This window comes from Micromonospora yangpuensis (assembly GCF_900091615.1).
GTDB lineage: Bacteria > Actinomycetota > Actinomycetes > Mycobacteriales > Micromonosporaceae > Micromonospora > Micromonospora yangpuensis.
In genome coordinates this window covers 1,158,408-1,175,046 of the sequence record NZ_FMIA01000002.1, presented here as the reverse complement: position 1 = coordinate 1,175,046, position 16,639 = coordinate 1,158,408, and the positions used below count along the sequence as shown (strand labels likewise).

12 protein-coding genes and 1 pseudogene are annotated in these 16,639 nt (G+C 70.4%); 3 read left to right on the top strand and 10 right to left on the bottom strand.

All coding sequences use genetic code 11. The annotated features are described in order from the left end of the window. Positions 1-5: 5 nt before the first annotated feature. The 6 genes and pseudogenes from GA0070617_RS05650 to GA0070617_RS05625 all read right to left on the bottom strand — a co-directional run. Positions 6-1,331 carry an ABC transporter permease gene (locus tag GA0070617_RS05650; protein ID WP_091434608.1) on the bottom strand — a complete coding sequence of 442 codons (1,326 nt, stop codon included), beginning with the start codon at positions 1,329-1,331 and terminating at the stop codon, positions 6-8. Next, a complete protein-coding gene (locus GA0070617_RS05645) occupies positions 1,328-2,803 on the bottom strand; it encodes an ABC transporter ATP-binding protein (RefSeq protein WP_342341803.1) in 1,476 nt (491 codons plus the stop codon). Before GA0070617_RS05645 ends, GA0070617_RS05650 begins: the two co-directional genes overlap by 4 nt. A gap of 178 nt (positions 2,804-2,981) precedes the next feature. Continuing rightward, positions 2,982-4,049 (bottom strand): BMP family lipoprotein, encoded by a 1,068-nt coding sequence (locus GA0070617_RS05640; protein WP_091434604.1) that lies wholly within the window; start codon positions 4,047-4,049, stop codon positions 2,982-2,984. Between the two features lie 269 nt (positions 4,050-4,318). Further along, entirely contained in the window at positions 4,319-4,660 is a 342-nt protein-coding gene (locus tag GA0070617_RS05635) for a hypothetical protein (protein WP_091445943.1), read from the bottom strand. A gap of 225 nt (positions 4,661-4,885) precedes the next feature. After that, positions 4,886-5,113 (bottom strand): GntR family transcriptional regulator, encoded by a 228-nt coding sequence (locus GA0070617_RS05630; protein WP_091434603.1) that lies wholly within the window; start codon positions 5,111-5,113, stop codon positions 4,886-4,888. A 395-nt stretch (positions 5,114-5,508) separates the two neighbouring features. After that, positions 5,509-6,918 (bottom strand): annotated as a pseudogene (locus tag GA0070617_RS05625) (LVIVD repeat-containing protein); the annotation flags it as partial. 253 nt (positions 6,919-7,171) lie between these two features. Between GA0070617_RS05625 and GA0070617_RS05620 the strand changes: the two are divergent. Continuing rightward, a complete protein-coding gene (locus GA0070617_RS05620; protein ID WP_229688140.1) occupies positions 7,172-7,903 on the top strand; it encodes a DUF305 domain-containing protein in 732 nt (243 codons plus the stop codon). 51 nt (positions 7,904-7,954) lie between these two features. Here GA0070617_RS05620 and GA0070617_RS05615 read toward each other — a convergent pair whose 3' ends face one another. Genes GA0070617_RS05615 through GA0070617_RS05600 form a run of 4 tightly spaced genes read right to left on the bottom strand, consistent with a single transcriptional unit; the run spans position 7,955 to position 13,495 of the window. Continuing rightward, on the bottom strand, positions 7,955-9,754 hold the full coding sequence (locus GA0070617_RS05615; protein ID WP_091434599.1) for an alpha-amylase family glycosyl hydrolase: 1,800 nt from the start codon (positions 9,752-9,754) through the stop codon (positions 7,955-7,957). Further along, on the bottom strand, positions 9,751-10,605 hold the full coding sequence (locus GA0070617_RS05610; RefSeq protein ID WP_091434597.1) for a sugar ABC transporter permease: 855 nt from the start codon (positions 10,603-10,605) through the stop codon (positions 9,751-9,753). The genes GA0070617_RS05615 and GA0070617_RS05610 overlap by 4 nt, the downstream gene beginning before the upstream one ends. Beyond that, positions 10,602-12,242, bottom strand: coding sequence for an ABC transporter permease subunit (locus tag GA0070617_RS05605; RefSeq protein ID WP_091434596.1), 1,641 nt, complete (start codon positions 12,240-12,242; stop codon positions 10,602-10,604). Before GA0070617_RS05605 ends, GA0070617_RS05610 begins: the two co-directional genes overlap by 4 nt. Beyond that, the gene (locus GA0070617_RS05600; RefSeq protein ID WP_091434594.1) at positions 12,242-13,495 is read right to left on the bottom strand and encodes a sugar ABC transporter substrate-binding protein; all 1,254 of its coding nucleotides are present in this window, start codon (positions 13,493-13,495) and stop codon (positions 12,242-12,244) included. The genes GA0070617_RS05605 and GA0070617_RS05600 overlap by 1 nt, the downstream gene beginning before the upstream one ends. A gap of 196 nt (positions 13,496-13,691) precedes the next feature. On the opposite strand from GA0070617_RS05600, the gene GA0070617_RS05595 reads away from it, so the two are divergent. After that, the gene (locus GA0070617_RS05595) at positions 13,692-14,771 is read left to right on the top strand and encodes a LacI family DNA-binding transcriptional regulator (protein ID WP_268239623.1); all 1,080 of its coding nucleotides are present in this window, start codon (positions 13,692-13,694) and stop codon (positions 14,769-14,771) included. Between the two features lie 148 nt (positions 14,772-14,919). Further along, positions 14,920-16,584 carry a glycoside hydrolase family 13 protein gene (locus GA0070617_RS05590; protein WP_091434591.1) on the top strand — a complete coding sequence of 555 codons (1,665 nt, stop codon included), beginning with the start codon at positions 14,920-14,922 and terminating at the stop codon, positions 16,582-16,584. Positions 16,585-16,639 lie beyond the last annotated feature (55 nt).

Genomic DNA, 16,639 nt, shown 5'->3' with positions numbered 1-16,639 from the left:
GTTGGTCACCAGCCCTTCGCCAGGCTCGTCTGCAGCCGCGCGGCGCGGGCCGCCCGGAGCTGGAAGATCGCCTTCACCAGGGCGGGGGCGGCGATGAAGATGACGATCAGCGCCTGGAGCACGGTGACCAGCTCCAGTGAGATCCCCGCGTACGACTGCATCCGGTTCCCGCCGGCCTGCAGCGCGCCGAAGAGCAGCGCGGCCAGCGCCACCCCCCACGGCTTGACCCGACCGAGCAGCGCCACCAGGATGCCGTCGAAGCCGATCTGGGCCACTACCAGCGGGGTCAACGCGGTCGCGGTCGAGCCGAGGACCATGTTCGAGCCGCCCAGGCCGGCCAGGATCCCGGCGAAGACCATGATCAGGACGTACGTCCGGGTGACGCTGATCCCGGCGGTGCGGGCGGCGTCCGGGTTCGCGCCCACCGCGCGCAGCTCGAAGCCGAGCGTGGAGCGGTTGAGCAGCCAGGCCACCGCCCAGGTGGCCAGGACGGCGAGGATGATGCCGGCGTGGACCCGCAGGTTGTCGCCGAGCAGCCGGGGCAGCTGGGCCGAGGCGTCCACGGGCCGGCTGATCGCGTCGGTCCGGTTCGGGTCCTGGATGCCGTTCTGCACGATCAACCAGACCAGGAAGTACGTGGCGACGTAGTTCAGCATGATCGTGTTGATCACCTCGTGGGCGCCGGTGCGGGCCTTGAGGATGCCGGGCACGAAGCCCCAGATCGCCCCGCCGAGGGCACCGGCGAGCACCGCGACCAGCAGGTGCAGCCCCGGCGGCAGCGGCAGCAGGAAGCCGGCCAGCGCGGCCAGGATGACACCCATGGTGGCCTGCCCCTGGGCGCCGATGTTGAACATGCCGCCGCGGAAGGCCAGCGCCACCGACAGGCCGGTGAAGACCAGCGGCGCGGTGTACGTGAGCGTCTCGGAGATCGGCCCCATCGCGGCCTGGAAGCCGACCGCGTCGGGGTCGAGGACCGCGCCCTTGAACAGGTTCGCGTACGCCTCGCTGACCAGCGTCCAGCTGGCGTTGAGCGCGTCGCTCGGGCGGGCGGTGATGTAGCTGTAGGTGGCCAGCACCTCCGGGTCGGAGATGATCATCAGTACCGCACCGACGAGCATCGCCAGGACCAGCGACAGCAGGGTCACCATGAAGGTGTTGGCCGCCCAGAGGTTGGCCAGGAACGCCTGCCCCAGCGAGGGCCCCCGCTGCGGTGCCGGCGCGGTGGTCGCCGCCTCGGCCCGCTCGGTGTCGGCGGTGGCGCTCCGGGTGGCCCGCTCCTCGGTCGCCGGCTCCTTGTCCGGTGATCCCGAGGGGGGAACTGGGTTGGTCATGCCTCGTCCTCGCTGGTCCCGGTGGTGTCGGGGGTGATGCCGGCCATCAGCAGGCCGATCTCCTCACGGGGGGTGTCCGGGCCGACCACGCCGATGATCCGGCCGCGGTACATCACCGCGATCCGGTCGGCCAACCCGATCACCTCGTCCAGCTCGCTGGAGACCACCAGTACGGCGGTGCCGACGTCGCGTTCCCGGATGACCCGGCTGTGGATGAACTCGATCGAGCCGACGTCGACGCCCCGGGTCGGCTGGGCGGCGATGAAGAGCTTCAACGGGCGGGACAGCTCCCGGGCGACGATCACCTTCTGTTGGTTGCCGCCGGAGAGGGTGCCCACCGGCGCGTCGGCCGAGGAGGTACGCACGTCGAACTGGTCGATCCGTTCCTTGGCCGAGCTGGCGATCGCCTCCGGCCGCAGCGCCAGCCCCCGGCCGAACGGCGGCTGGTCGTAGATGTCCAGCACCAGGTTCTCGGCGACGGTGAACTCCTTGACCAGCCCGTCGACGCTGCGGTCCTCCGGCACGTAGCCGACCCCGGCGCGGAGCACCTTCTTGGTCGACCAGCCGGCGACCGGTTGCCCGTCCAGGCTGATCGTGCCGGCGAGCACCGGCCGCAGGCCCATCACCGCCTCGATCAGCTCGGTCTGGCCGTTGCCCTGCACACCCGCCACGCCGAGCACCTCACCGGCGCGTACGGTCAGGTCGACGCCGTCCACCGCGCGGACCTGCCGGTCGTCGTCGACGACCAGGCCGGAGACCTCCAGCATCGGCCGGCCCGGGGCGGCCGGCTGCTTGTCCACGGTGAGCCGGACGCTGCGCCCGACCATCAGCGCGGCCAGCTCGTCCCGGCTCGCCTCGGGGGAGGCGGTGCCGACGGTCCGGCCGCGCCGGATCACGGTGATCCGGTCGGCGATCGCCTTGACCTCGCCGAGCTTGTGGGTGATGAAGACGATCGACTTGCCGGCGGCCTTGAGCGACCGCATCACGGTCAGCAGCTCCTCGGTCTCCTGCGGGGTGAGCACCGCCGTCGGCTCGTCGAGGATAAGCAGGTCGACGTCGCGGGTGAGCGCCTTGACGATCTCCACCCGCTGCTGGATGCCGACCGGCAGGTCCTCGATCACCGCGTCCGGGTCGACCCGCAGGTTGTACCGCTCGGAGACCTCGGCGACCTCGCGGCGGGCCCGCCGCCGGTCGAGGAACCCGGCGACGCCGCCCCGGACCTGCTCGGCACCGAGCATGATGTTCTCGGTGACGGTGAAGACCGGTACCAGCATGAAGTGCTGGTGCACCATGCCGATGCCGGCCGCGATCGCGTCGGCGGGACCCTTGAGGCTCAGCGCCTTCCCGTCGACCAGGATCTCGCCCTCGTCCGGCTGGTAGAGCCCGTAGAGCACGTTCATCAGGGTGGACTTGCCCGCGCCGTTCTCGCCGAGCAGGGCGTGGATCTCTCCTGGCTCCACCGTCAGGTCGATGTGGTCGTTGGCGACCAGGTCACCGAACCGCTTGGTGATGCCGCGCAGTTCGAGTCTCAGCGCAACCTCCGGGGCGTGCGAGCGGGGGATGGTGCAGCGTAGCCGGCCGACGGCCCGGAACCGGGTACCAACCGACCGGCCACCGGTGAGTCGATCACCGGTGGCCGGCCGGACCGGGTCACTTCGGCTGCGCGGCCGAGGTGACCTTGACGGTGCCGGCGGAGATGTCCGCCTTCAGCTTGTCGACCTCGGACTTCAGCTCGGCCGGAACCTTGCTGTCGAAGTCGTGGTACGGGGCGATCGAGACACCCTCGTTGGCCAGGGTGCCCAGGTAGCCCGGGTTCACCTCCAGCTGCTCGCCACCGGCGGCCTTGAGGACGGCCTCCTTGACCGCGCCCGGGATGTTCTTCACCACGGTGGTGATGATCGCCGGGCAGTTCGGGGTGCTCTCACAGCCGTCGACGTCCACCCAGATGGTGTTGTACTTGCCGCCCGAGGCCTGGGCCGCACCGGTGGTGCCGAGGCCCGCGCCGCCGGCGACCGGCATGATGATGTCCGCGCCCTGGGCGACCAGCGCGTCGCTCACCTTCTTGCCCTCGTCCTGCTTGACGAAGTCGTTGGTGAAGGAGCCGTTCTGGGTCTCCTTGTTCCAGCCCACGACCTTGACGCTCTTGCTCTTGGCGGTGTTGTAGTGGGCCACGCCGTCGGCGTACCCGTCCATGAAGATGGTCACCGGCGGGATCTTCAGGCCGCCGTAGGTGCCCACCGTGCCCGACTGGCTCATGCCGGCCGCCAGGTACCCGGCGAGGAAGCCGGCCTGGGCGGTGTCGAACTGCATCGGGTAGACGTTGGTCTCGGGGACCTTCGCGTCGACGATGCCGAACTGCTGGTTCGGGTTCGCCTTGGCGATCTTGGAGGTGGCATCACCCATCAGGCCACCGACGGCCAGGATGAAGTCGCACTTCTGGTTGACGTACCCGGTCAGGTTGACCTCGTAGTCCGCCTCGGCCTTCGACGCGGTGTACTTGACCTCGATGTTGTCGTTCTCGGCCTTGGCGTCCTCCAGGCCCTTCCACGCCGAGGCGTTGAAGGACTTGTCGTCGATGCCGCCGACGTCGGTCACCATGCAGGCCGTGTACTTCGTCTCACCGCTGCCGGCGCTGTTGTTCTCCTCGGGTGCCTCGCCGCACGCCACGGCGGCACCCAACACGAGCCCACCCGTCGCCACGACGGAGGCGATCCGCATCCCACGCACAGAGCGCAAGACGTCTCCCTTCCCATTGCACACCGCGCCAGAAGCGGTGGCTGCCCTTGGGGAGGACCTGCGCCTTGCCGCCGGTCTCCCACGTTACGGACGCGAAGCGTACGCCCGCGTCCACCCACCGGCCGACAATCGTGCACGACTGTTGAACCCTTGTTACCGCTACGTAACCCTTGGGTGGGACAAATCACTTACCGGGTCCGTCATCGGCCGGTCGACACTCGCTTCACCAGCCGGTCCACACCGGCTGCGGGTCACCGCCAGAAGACCGCCACCGCCGCGTTGACCAGGGTCAACCCGATGATCGCGAGGAAGTGGCCCCGGGCGACCGAGTCCCGCTTGCGGGAGAAGAAGACCATGACAAAGATCAGCAGCGCGAGCACCAGTTTGGTAACAAGCTTCGCCGGCGCCGGCTCGTCCCCGTCGCGCAGCGGCGCGGAGAGCCCGATGCCGGTGACCAACTGGATCACCGCGCCCCAGAGCATCGCCGCGTTGATCCGCAGCCGACCGCCGACGTACTGGGCGATCGCACCGCCGAGCAGCAGCGCGAAACCGATCAGGTGCAGATAGAGAAGTACCAGCCGAAGAGCTTCCATGGCGACCATCCTGCCCCATCAACGACGCCGCGTAGTAGACGGCCCGCCGACCGAGCCCGTTCCGTGATCTCCACGGGCTCACCGCGCTCGCGCCGCCCCGCCACGCCGCCACCGCCACGCCGCGCCACCGCCGCGCCACACGATCCAGGAAATGGTGGCCTCGGCCCGCCGGGATGCCACTGTTTCCCCGATCCAGCGTTGTCGGGTGGGGCGCGCGGGGCGGAGCTAGGCCTCCGAGAGGTAGCTGCCGGAGCCGGGTACGCCCACCACGACGCCACGCGACCTGCGTGCGTCCAGGGCTCGCGCCACCGTGCGCCGGGCCGAGCCGTACTCGGCGGCCAGGGCGTCGTACGTGGGCAGGCGGGAACCCCGCGGGAACTCGCCTGCGGCGATGCGCCGGACGAGATCGTCCTCGATCTCTCGGGCGGTGCGCGGGATCGGCACCGGGCTCATCGTCCCGCATACCCCACTGCGCGGTACGGCAACGCCCGGCCGGGAAGGGGTCCGGCCGGGCGTCGTGACGTGCGGACCGCACCGCCGAGGCGGTGGCGCGGGGCGTACTAGCTGAGCTTGATCTTGCCGGTGACCGTGGTGTTCTTGATCGTGGTCTTGGCACCGACGGCCTTCACGCCGCCGTTGACGGTGCTCTCGAAGAGCGAGACCAGCTCGGCCCCGTTGGCGTTGACCTCACCGTTGATCTCGCCCTTGTAGACGATCAGGCTGGCCCCGGGGTGGACCTTGATGGTCCCGTTGACCGTGGCGCGGTCCAGGCAGGTGGTGCCGGACTTGATGTTCAGGCCGCTGTTGACCCGGGTGGTCAGCACCTGGGTACAGTCCGGGAAGCTGACCTGGCTCTGCACGTTGCTCTCGTTGGCCACGACCACGGCCTCGGCGTTGTTCGTCCGGCCGTCCGCGATCTTCAGGACGTCGAAGCCCTTCTGGATGTCGGACGAGTAGATGAAGCCGTTGTGGTAGTACGCCGACCAGGAGCCGCCGAGGACCAGGCGGGCGTCCGAGAGCGGGCCCCGCTCCCAGAAACCGATCTCCTTCGGGTTGCTGGAGTCGGTGAAGTCGAAGACCGAGATGCCACCCTGGTACCAGGCCTGGACCATGATGTCGCGGCCCATGGCCGGGATCAGCGAGCCGTTGTGGGCCACGCAGTTCTCGGTGCTCTTGTTCTCGCGCGGGATCTTGAAGTAGCTCTTGAAGACCAGCTTGCGGTCGGCACCGGCACCCTCGATGTCGAAGAGGGCGTTCGCGCCGCGCTTCGGGCCGATGGTCGGGTTGCAGGTGGCCGCGCCACCGCCGCCCAGCTCGTCGGTGAAGATGACCTTCTTGCCGTTGTTGTTGAACGTGGCGGAGTGCCAGAAGGCGAAGTTGGTGTCCCGCACCCGGCTGAGCACGACCGGGTTGGTCCGGTCGGAGATGTCCATCAGCACACCGTCACCCATGCAGGCGCCGGCGGCCAGGTCCAGCTCCGCGTAGACGGTGACGTCGTGGCAGCCGCTGGTCGAGGTCGCCCCGAGGGTGTCCGGGAAGAGGTTCGGGGTGGCCACCACCGACGCGTTGGTCGGGTCGTTCAGCGGCACCTCGATGATCGACAGCTTGTCGTGCGGCGGCTGGCAGTCCGGGAAGTTCGCGTTCGGGCTGTACGACTGGACGTAGACGTACACCTTGTCCTTGGTCTTGGCGGGGACCAGGGTGTGGGTGTGCGAGCCGCAGTCGGTCTCGATGGCCTTGACGTAGGTCGGGCTGACCTTGTTGCTGACGTCGAAGATCCGGATGCCCTCCCACGAACTCTTGATCGAGGCGGACTGGGCGACGCTGTTGCACGAGTCGTCGTTGCGCGACGAGTCGACCGACAGGAACAGCAGGTTGCCGTAGATAGTGATGTCGTTCTGCGCGCCGGGACAGACGACCTGGCTGACGACCTTCGGGTTCCGCGGCTTGCTGATGTCGTAGGTGGTGAACCCGTCGTAGTTGCCGACGAACGCGTAGTTGCCCTGGAAGGCGATGTCGGTGTTGTAGGCGGACTCCGCCCCGAAGGCGCCGGACTTGGGCAGGTTCGCGATGGTCCGGAAGTTGCTGCTCATCGAGATCTCGTCGACCCCGGGGATCACGTAGCCCGGGTCGGCGGCCTCCTCGACCGCGGCGGCGCTGGCGGGGGCACCGGCCACAGTGGTGAGGAGCAGGAGGGTGCTGGCGGCAAGGCTGATGGCCCCGAGCCTCCGCGTCCCTTGTGGGGTTCTTCTGAACATCTAGTGACACCCTTCTGCGGGGGATGGGTCGGAGAGGTAGCGGGACCATATCGCGCCCCCCACCAGGAGATTGTGATCTGCATCACATCCGGGAACCGGACCAGGTAACGATCAAGTAACGCCCCTCACCCGAAGGGTTGAACAAAAACCGCAGGTCGGAGTAACCGTCCAAATCGCTTCCGGTGGCCTTCCAGCCCAGGCCAGGCCACGCTACGATCCCGGCCAACCATGGGTCAGCGGCAGGAGACGGGTTGTGCTAGGCGAACGGATCCGGGGACGTTCCCGCCGGTGGCGGGGAATCGCGCTGGTGGAGCTGGCCGTCGTCGGCGTGCTGGTGGCCGGAGTCGCGGTGGCCGTCGGGCTGGCCGGCGACGACGATCCCGAGCCGACGGCGAGCGCCGCCGCCAGCCCGGACCCCATCGACCTGCCCGGTCTGCCGGACTCCACCGCACCGGTGCTGGTGCCGGGTCGCCCCGGCGAGACCGCCCGGCAGGTGCCGTCCAACGAGTACACACCCCGGCCGGCCGCCACCTACAACGCGGCCGACGTCCGCTTCGTCACCATGATGATCCCGCACCACGAGCAGGCCCTGGTGATGGCCCGGCTCGCCCCCGAGCGCGCCGGCAACCAGCAGATCGCCCTGATCGCCGACCGGATCCTGGCCGCCCAGGGCCCGGAGATCAAGGCGCTGGAGAGCTGGCTGGCGGCCAAGGGACTCACCCGTGACACCGCCGGTGACCAGCACGGACACGACATGGCCGGGATGCAGTCGGCGGAGGCGCTGAAGGCATTGGAGAACGCCCGGGGCGCCGACTTCGACAAACGGTTCGTCGACATGATGACCAACCACCACCAGGGCGCGATCACCATGGCCGAACAGGCCCAGACCCTCGGGGTGGACCCGATCGTCAACGAGTCGGCCACCAGCGTCGCCCTGGAGCAGGCGGTGGAGATCCAGCGTATGAAGGAAGCCCTGGCCGGCTGAGCCGGTGCACCCCGGCCGCGACGACGAGTCGCCGGGCCGGGGAGACCAGTGTCAGCCGAGTCGCCAGACCTGGAACGTGGGGCCGTCGGCGGGCAGCACGAGCGCGCCGGTGGCGTCCGGACGCAGGTCCGGTGCGCCGCCGTACCGGTTGGTGGCGGCCGGCAGCCCGACCAGCCGGACCGGCCGCCCGGCCGCCCGACGGGCCAGCACCAGCACCGACCCGGCCGGCGACTCCCGCAGGAAGACCAGGGTGTCCGCGTCGGCGTACACCCGGCGCAGGCCACCGTGGCGCAGCGCCGGCTCGTCGCGCCGCAGCGCCAACAGCGACCGGTACGCCGCGAACGTGCCCTGGTCGACGTCCTGCGGCCGGTGCCAGGGCATCGGGGTACGCGATCCCTCGCCGTTGCCGCCGGTCAACCCCCACTCGTCCCCGGCGAAGACCATCGGCGTACCGGGCATGGTGGCCAGCAGTCCGGCGGCGACCTCGTGGCGGGCGGCGTCGCCGACCACGGTCCGGATCCGGGCCGAGTCGTGCGAGGAGAGCAGCTGCCAGGAGTGGGTGTAGGCCCGCCACGACACCAGCGACCGGAAGACGTCCATGGTGGCCAGCACCTCCGGCGCGGACCGCCGCACCACCCCGCCCGGGGTGCCCAGGAAGTTCGGCACCGGCTCGTCGCCGTGCTTGAGCCAGGACCAGACCGGGTCGGTGAAGCCTACGTAGTTCATGGTGCCCTGCCACCCGTCGGCGTCCAGGTCACCGGTGTGGTCGTGGCCGTGTTCGCCGACCACCAGCGCGTCCGGTCGGGTCTCGGCGACGGTCCGGCGCAGCAGGGCGGCCACCTCGTGGGTGTACGCGTCCCGCCCCCGCCGGCCGGTCATGTTGGCCACGTCGACCCGCCACCCGTCCAGCCCGTACGGCGGGCGCAGCCAGCGGCGCAGCAGCGAGTCGTCGGCGGTGGCGAACCGGCGGCGCAGTTCGGCGCTGCCCCAGTTCAGCTTGGGCAGCGACCGGACCCCGTTCCAGGACTCGTAGTCACCGGCGGCGTCGAAGTAGTACAGCTCGCGTTCGGCGGCGGACCCGTCGCGTGCCGAGGTGAACCACTCGTGCGCGTCCCCGGTGTGGTTGCTGGTGATGTCGCCGATCAGCCGCCAACCCCGGGCGTGCACCGCCGCGGCGAGCCGGGCCAGCGCCGCGTCCCCGCCGAGCAGCGGGTCGACGTGGTCGAAGCTGGCCGCGTCGTACCGGTGGTTGGAGCGGGCCGGGAAGACCGGGGTGAGGTAGACGGTGTTCACCCCGAGCCGGTCCAGGTGGTCCAGGCGTTCGGTGATCCCGTCCAGGTCACCGCCGTAGAACTGGCGGGGCGTCTGCGGGCCGTACCCGACGACCGGGGTGTCCCAGTCGCAGCCGATCGCCCAGTCCGGGACGGTCCGGGTGTCGGCGGCGGCGGACCTGGCGAACCGGTCCGGGAAGATCTGGTACACCACGGCGTCGCGCACCCAGGCCGGCGGCGGGTCGTACGCCACCAGCCGGAAGTCCCCGGCGTCCGGCACGTCGTGGTCGTGCACCCCGGCGGCGTCGAGCCACCGGCGGGTGCCCCGGCCGCTGAGCAGGAACCGGTACCTGCTGACCGGGTTGCGGACCGGTACCTCCGCCCGGTACCAGAGTTCGTCGCCGGTACGCCGGTCGAGGACCGCCTCGGCGAACTTCGGCTCCCCGTCCGGGGTCGTCCGCACGTGCACGGTGCGCACGTCGTCGTCGGCGGGGACCCGGACGAAGACGCTCACGGTGTCACCGAGGGCCGGGGCCTGCTCCGGTACGTACAGCGCGGACCCGTCGTGGTGCGGCCTCATCCCTTCACCGCCCCGGAGGTCAGCCCGGAGACGATGTAGCGCTGGAGGAACTGGAAGACCAGCACGGTGGGGATCGCGGTGAGCAGGGTGGCCACCGCGAAGATGCCGAAGTTGTTGTTGCGCTCGTTGCCCTGCAACATCCCGTACATGCCGACGGCCAGGGTCTTCGAGTCGGTGCTGGTGAGGAAGACGTTCGCCATCAGGAACTCGTTGATCGTGCTGATGAAGGCGAGCAGGCCGGTGACCGCCAGGATCGGGGCCACCAGCGGCAGCATGATCCGGAAGAAGACCTGGGCGTGGGTGGCCCCGTCCATGGTGGCCGACTCGTCCAGTTCCCTCGGCAGGGTGTCGAAGAAGCCCTTCATCAGCCAGGTGTTCACCCCGAGCGCGCCACCGAGGTAGAGCAGCAGCAGCCCCCACGGGGTGTTGAAGCCGATGGCGGGCCAGAGGTCGGTGATCGTGCCGAAGATCAGGAAGATCGCCACGATCGCCAGGAACTGCGGGAACATCTGGATCAGCAGCAGCGCGAGCAGCCCCACCCGCCGCCCGGCGAAGCGCATCCGGCTGAAGGCGTACGCGGCCAGCGAGGAGAGGAAGACCGAGGCGAACGAGGCGAGCCCGGCGATCAGCAGCGAGTTGACGAACCACCTGCCGAACGCGGTGCGCTCGAACAGCTCGCCGACGTTTGCCAGCGAGAGCCCGTCGGTGGGCACCAGCGTGGTGGAGGAGAGGGTGCCCTGCGGGTTGAGCGCGGCGGAGAAGACGAACAGGATCGGGAAGAGACTGAACCCCACCGCGAGTACGCCTACCAGGTGCCGCCAGCCGACCCGGGTGAACCAGCGCGTGGTCATGCGTACACCTCTTCCTGCTTGCGGGTGCGGCGGAAGCTCACCGCGGAGACCACCGCCACGATGGTGAAGATGAACAGCGAGATCGCCGCCGCGAACCCGAACTCCGCGCCCTGCGCGCCGAACGCCAACCGGTAGGTGTAGGTGATCAGCAGGTCGGTGGCGCCGTTCGTCGGGTTGTCCGCCGGGAAGGGCGCACCCTCGGTGGTCAGGTAGATCGCGTTGAAGTTGTTGAAGTTGAACGCGAACGACGCGATCAGCAGCGGGGAGAGCGCGACCAGCAGCAGCGGCAGGGTGACCGCCCGGAACGACTGCCAGGGTGAGGCCCCGTCCACGCTGGTCGCCTCGGTCAGCTCGCGCGGGATCGCCTGCAACGCGCCGGTGGCCACCAGGAACATGTACGGGTAGCCGAGCCAGAGCTGCACCAGGATCACCGCGAACCGGGCGGTCCACTCGCCGCCGAACCAGTCCACGCCCAGCCCGAAGACGTTGTTGATCAGGCCGAAGTCGGTGTTGAACATGTCCCGCCAGATCAGCAGCATCGCGAACGACGGCATGGCGTACGGCAGGATCAGCAGCACCCGGTACAGGTTGGTGCCCCGCATCCGGGGCGAGTGCAGCGCCAACGCGATGAACATGCCGAGCAGGAAGGTGCCCCCGGTCGAGCCGACGGCGAAGGCGAAGTTCCAGACCAGCGTGCCGAAGAACGGGCCGGAGATGGCCGGGTCGGTGAGCACCCGGGTGAAGTTGCGCAGCCCGACGCCCACCTGCCAGCCCTGGGCCAGCCGTTCACCGTCGGCGGCGACGAAGGAGCCGAGTTCGGCGTCGGCGGGGTAGACCCGCCCGGTCTCGGTGTCGCGGACGCAGTCGCAGTCGGCGTCGTACGCCCGGACCGCCGTGCCCTGGTAGGCGCGGGACAGGCCGGAGGAGCGCAGCGCGCCCCCGGCGGTCGGCACCACGAGGTCGGTGATCTCCTGGCTGCGGAGGCTTGCCTGCCCGACGTTGAGGACCGTGTAGCCCCGCGCTTCGGTGACCCGCCCGCCCGCGGCGACGGTGACCTCGGCCGGGTCGAGTGGCCGCAGTCCGTCGCCGTCGCCGGCCGAGACGGCACCGGTGGCCGGGTCGGTGACCAGGAAGACCAGGGGCCCGCCGGCCGGGTCGCCGGTGGTGGCGATGGTCAGGGCGTACTCGGTGGAGCCGGGCACCTGCCGCACCGAGGCGGTCTGGATGGCCACGATCGCCTCGTCCTTGCTGCCCCGGTGGCCGTCGCCGAAGTTGGTGAAGGACGTGCTGGCCGTGTACAGCACCGGGAGCACCTGGAAGGCGATCAGGAAGAGCGTCCCGGGGACCAGGTACTTCGCCGGTACGTGCCGGCGTCCCAGGTAGAGGTAGCCCAGGCCGGCGGTGGTGGCCACCAGCAGTGCCAACCCGACCCACGCCCCGGCGGCCACCAGCGGGAAGGCCGCCCAGACCGCGATCCCGGCGGTGAGGCCGAGCAGGATCACCTTGACCGCGAGGCCGGCCGGGGTGATCGGCGCGTCGTGACGCGCGGTACGACGCCCTGGGGTGGGCCGGGAGCCGGCGGGCTCCCGGCCCGGGGTCGTCGACGTGGACCCCGGGCCGGACAGCGACGTGCGCATTACTTGATCGAACCGGTGATCGTCTTGCCGGCGGCGGTGATCGTCTTCTCCGGGTCGGCCCCGCCGATGATCGCCGCCTCGGCCTTGCCGAACGGATCCCAGATCGCCGCCATCGCCGGGATCGCCGGCAGCACCTGGCCGTTGCGTCCGGCCTCGGTGAACTTGGCCAGGTCCGGGTCGGCGCCCTTGACCTGGTCGAGGGCGGCGGTCAGCGCCGGCGGGCGCGGCTCGGCCTCGTACAGGGCGACGGCCAGTTCCGGCTTGGTGGTGTAGTTGGCCACGAACTCCTGGGCCAGCGCCTTGTTCTTGCCCTTGGCCGCGACGTAGAACGCCTGGACCCCGACGAACGGCTGCGCCTCCTTGCCGCCGGCGAAGCCGGGGAAGGCGGAGATGTCGTACGCGAGGTTGGCCTTCTTGACGTCGGTCGTGGCCCACGGGCCGGACGCCAGGTAGGCGCACTTCTTGCTGGTGAAGGTGGCGATCGAGTTGGTGTCGGCGATGGAGCGCTTGAGCGCACCCGCGCCCTTCTCGCCGAGCGCGGCGATCTTCTTGAACGCCTCGACCGACCCCGGCTTGCCCACCCCGACGTCGGTCGGGTCGTAGTCGCCGTTGGCGGCGGTGCCGAAGAGGTAGCCGCCGCCGGAGGTGTACAGCGGGTAGATGTGGTACGCGTCGCCGTTCTGCCCGACCTGGAGGCAGAGGATCTCGCTCACCTTCTTCTCCGCCTTCAGCTTCCTGCCGGTGGCCACCAGTTCCTCGATGGTCTTCGGCGCCTGCGGGGCCAGCTCGGTGTTGCGGATGAGCGCCAGGTTCTCCTGCGCGTACGGCACGCCGTAGAGCTGGCCGTTGAAGGTGACCGCCTTGATCGCGGTCTCGTTGAAGGCACCGCGCTGGTCGGCGGCGAGCTGCACCGGCTCGATCGCGCCGTTCTGCACCAGGTTGCCGATCCAGTCGTGCGCGCCGACCACCACGTCCGGGCCGCTGCCCTGCTGGGCGGCGGTGACGAAGTTGGTCTGCAGGTCCTTGGAGACGGCCTGCACCTCGACGGTGACCCCGTTCTCCTGGCCGAACTTCTCGGCGAACGGCTTGAGGGCGGCGGTCCGCTTGTCGTCGGCCCAGATCACCAGCTTGCCGCTGGTGGCCGGGGTGGACCCGGTGGCGGCCGGCTCGTCGTTGCCGTCGGCGCCGCCACAGCCGGACGCGGCGAGCGCCAGGCCGAGGGCGGCGACCACACCCGCGGTACGGATGCGCATCGGTACTCCTGTCGTCATGGCGAGCCGCCGGGACGGGCGACTCGCCAGTGGAAAGCTGGAAGTTTCTTGCCAACCGGCGCGCGATGTCCTGCGCCGCTGCTCTCGCGTGTTGCCGGGACGTTAGCAAGACGTTGCATGGAATGGAAGGTCTTGCAGAGCAGTCCGCAAGAAGTTGTCGGTGGGCTACAGTGCGGCCATGCGCGCTCGACTGTCCGACATCGCCCAACAGGCCGACGTCAGCGAGGCCACGGTGTCGCGGGTGCTCAACGACCGACCCGGCGTGGCCGCGGAGACCCGGCAGGCCGTCCTGACCGCCCTCGACGTCCTCGGCTACGAGCGCCCGGCCCGCCTGCGCAAACGCAGCGCCGGCCTGGTCGGACTGGTCGTCCCGGAGCTGGACAACCCGATCTTCCCCGCCTTCGCCCAGGTGATCGAGTCGACGCTGGCGCAGAGCGGGTTCACCCCGGTGCTCTGCACCCAGACCCCGGGCGGGGTCACCGAGGACGAGTACGTCGAGATGCTGCTGGACCGCCAGGTCTCCGGCATCGTCTTCGTCTCCGGTCGGCACGCCGACACCTCCGCCGACCACGACCGCTACCGGACGTTGATCGCCCGGCCGTTGCCGGTCGTCATGATCAACGGGTACGTCCCGGACATCGCCGCGCCCTTCGTCTCCTGCGACGACCGGGAGGCCACCGAGCTGGCCGTGGCCCACCTGGTCGCCCTCGGGCACCGGCGGATCGGCCTGGTCACCGGCCCGGACCGGTTCGTGCCGGTACGCCGCCGGGTGGCCGGCTACCGGGCCGCGATGACCCGGCTGACCGGAGTGGACGGCACCGAGCTGGACGAGCTGGCCGAGCTGTCGCTGTTCGGGGTGGAGGGCGGCGAGGCCGCCGCCGGCCGCCTGCTGGAGCGCGGGGTCACCGGCATCGTCTGCGGCTCCGACCTGATGGCCCTCGGCGCGATCCGGGCCGCCCGGCAGCGCGGGCTCACCGTCCCCGGCGACCTCTCCGTGGTCGGCTACGACGACTCACCGCTGATGGCGTTCACCGACCCACCGCTGACCACCATGCGCCAGCCGGTGACCCGGATGTCGGTGGCCGCCGTACGGGCCCTGGTCGACGAGATCAACGGCCACGCCGCCCCGCACTCGGAGTACCTGTTCCGCCCGGAGCTGGTGGTCCGGGGCTCCACCGCGGTCGTCGCCCGGGGCGGCCGGCGGCAGCGCCCCACCCCGCCGGCTGCCCCCTCGTCCGCGCTCGCCGCGACCGCCTGACCGTCGAACTACCGCGTTCCTTGCGCAAGAGCTGCTTGACTCTTGCAGTCCTCTGCCGGCATTCTGCTGGACACCAGCACCGCACCATCCACCATCCGCGCCGCTGCGGGTGCCGCCGTCCCGCGTCACGAAACGGGGTCCGACACCGATGACCGCCAGCCCCTCCGCGCCGCTGACCGCCCGCTCCTGCGCGCCGCTGACCGACGACGACTGGTGGCGCGCCGCCGTCGTCTACCAGGTGTACGTCCGCAGCTTCGCCGACAGTGACGGCGACGGCATCGGCGACCTGCCCGGCCTACGCGACCGCCTGCCGTACCTGCGCGACCTGGGCGTCGACGCGCTCTGGCTGACCCCCTTCTACACCTCGCCGATGATCGACGGCGGGTACGACGTCGCCGACTACCGGGACGTCGACCCGAGCTTCGGCACCCTCGCCGACTTCGACCACATGATCGCCGAGGCGCACGCCCTGGGGCTGCGGATCATCGTCGACCTGGTGCCGAACCACACCTCCAGCGCGCACCCGTGGTTCACCGCCGCGCTCGCCGCCGCCCCCGGTTCGGCCGAACGCGCCCGCTACCTCTTCGCCGAGGGCCGGGGCGAGCACGGTGAGCTGCCGCCGAACGACTGGGAGAGCATCTTCGGCGGGCCGGCCTGGACCCGGGTCGCCGACGGCCAGTGGTACCTGCACCTGTTCGACCCGGCCCAGCCGGACCTCAACTGGCGGCACCCCGAGGTACGCGCCGAGTTCGAGGACATCCTGCGGTTCTGGCTCGACCGGGGCGTGGACGGGTTCCGGATCGACGTGGCCCACGGCATGATCAAGGCCGAGGGGCTGCCGGACGTCGGCTTCAGCACCATGACCACCGGTCGCCGCCAGTCCGAACTCCTCGGCAAGGGCCGACTGCCCTACTTCGACCAGGACGAGGTACACGAGATCTACCGGGCCTGGCGGCCGATCCTGGACAGCTACCCGGGCGGCCGGATGGCGGTGGCCGAGGCGTGGGCCGAGACCCCGCAACGCCTGGCCCGCTACATCGGCCCCGACGAGCTGCACCAGGCCTTCAGTTTCGACTTCCTGGACGCCACCTGGTCGGCCGACTCGTTCCGCAAGGTGATCGACACGGCGCTGGCCGAGGCGACCATCGTCGGCGCGCCGACCACCTGGGTGCTCTCCAACCACGACAAGCAACGGCACGTCACCCGGTACGGCGACGGCGAGATCGGACTGCGTCGGGCACGGGCGGCCAGCCTGCTGATGCTCGCCCTGCCCGGCTGCGCCTACCTCTACCAGGGTGAGGAACTGGGCCTGCCGGAGGTGCTCGACCTCCCCGACGAACTGCGCCAGGACCCGTCCTTCCGCCGTACCGGGGAGAGCCGCGACGGCTGCCGGGTACCCATCCCGTTCAGCGGCGAACTGGCCCCGTACGGCTTCGGTCCGGCCGGCAGCGAGCTGAGCTGGCTGCCGGCCCCGGCCACCTGGCGGGTCCTGTCGGTGGCCGCCCAGACCGGCGTACCCGGCTCCACCCTGGAGCTGTACCGCACCGCGCTGCGGATCCGACGCGAACACCCGGCGCTGGCCGCCGACGGCGGCGCGGTGACCTGGCTGGAGACCGGCCCCGGCGTGCTGGCCTTCCGCCGCGCCGCCGACGACACCGAACTGACCTGCGTGGTCAACCTCAGCGGGGCACCGGTGACCGTCGACGGCTACGGCCAGCCGATCGCCGCCAGCGCACCCCTCACCGAACAGTCCCCCGGTCACCTGCTGCCGATCGACGCGGCGGCATGGTTCGACCGGCGCCCAGCGGGGTAACAGACTCCGCATCCCGGTCGTTCGGGCGAGACGACCGGCCGTGAACCCCTTGTGG

Coding starts and splice junctions, on each gene's coding strand:
- GA0070617_RS05650 (WP_091434608.1), bottom strand. CDS start 1,331: ATGACCAACCCAGTTCCCCCCTCGGGATCACCGGACAAGGAGCCGGCG.
- GA0070617_RS05640 (WP_091434604.1), bottom strand. CDS start 4,049: ATGCGGATCGCCTCCGTCGTGGCGACGGGTGGGCTCGTGTTGGGTGCC.
- GA0070617_RS05635 (WP_091445943.1), bottom strand. CDS start 4,660: ATGGAAGCTCTTCGGCTGGTACTTCTCTATCTGCACCTGATCGGTTTC.
- GA0070617_RS05630 (WP_091434603.1), bottom strand. CDS start 5,113: ATGAGCCCGGTGCCGATCCCGCGCACCGCCCGAGAGATCGAGGACGAT.
- GA0070617_RS05615 (WP_091434599.1), bottom strand. CDS start 9,754: ATGAGGCCGCACCACGACGGGTCCGCGCTGTACGTACCGGAGCAGGCC.
- GA0070617_RS05610 (WP_091434597.1), bottom strand. CDS start 10,605: ATGACCACGCGCTGGTTCACCCGGGTCGGCTGGCGGCACCTGGTAGGC.
- GA0070617_RS05605 (WP_091434596.1), bottom strand. CDS start 12,242: ATGCGCACGTCGCTGTCCGGCCCGGGGTCCACGTCGACGACCCCGGGC.
- GA0070617_RS05600 (WP_091434594.1), bottom strand. CDS start 13,495: ATGCGCATCCGTACCGCGGGTGTGGTCGCCGCCCTCGGCCTGGCGCTC.
- GA0070617_RS05595 (WP_268239623.1), top strand. CDS start 13,692: ATGCGCGCTCGACTGTCCGACATCGCCCAACAGGCCGACGTCAGCGAG.
- GA0070617_RS05590 (WP_091434591.1), top strand. CDS start 14,920: ATGACCGCCAGCCCCTCCGCGCCGCTGACCGCCCGCTCCTGCGCGCCG.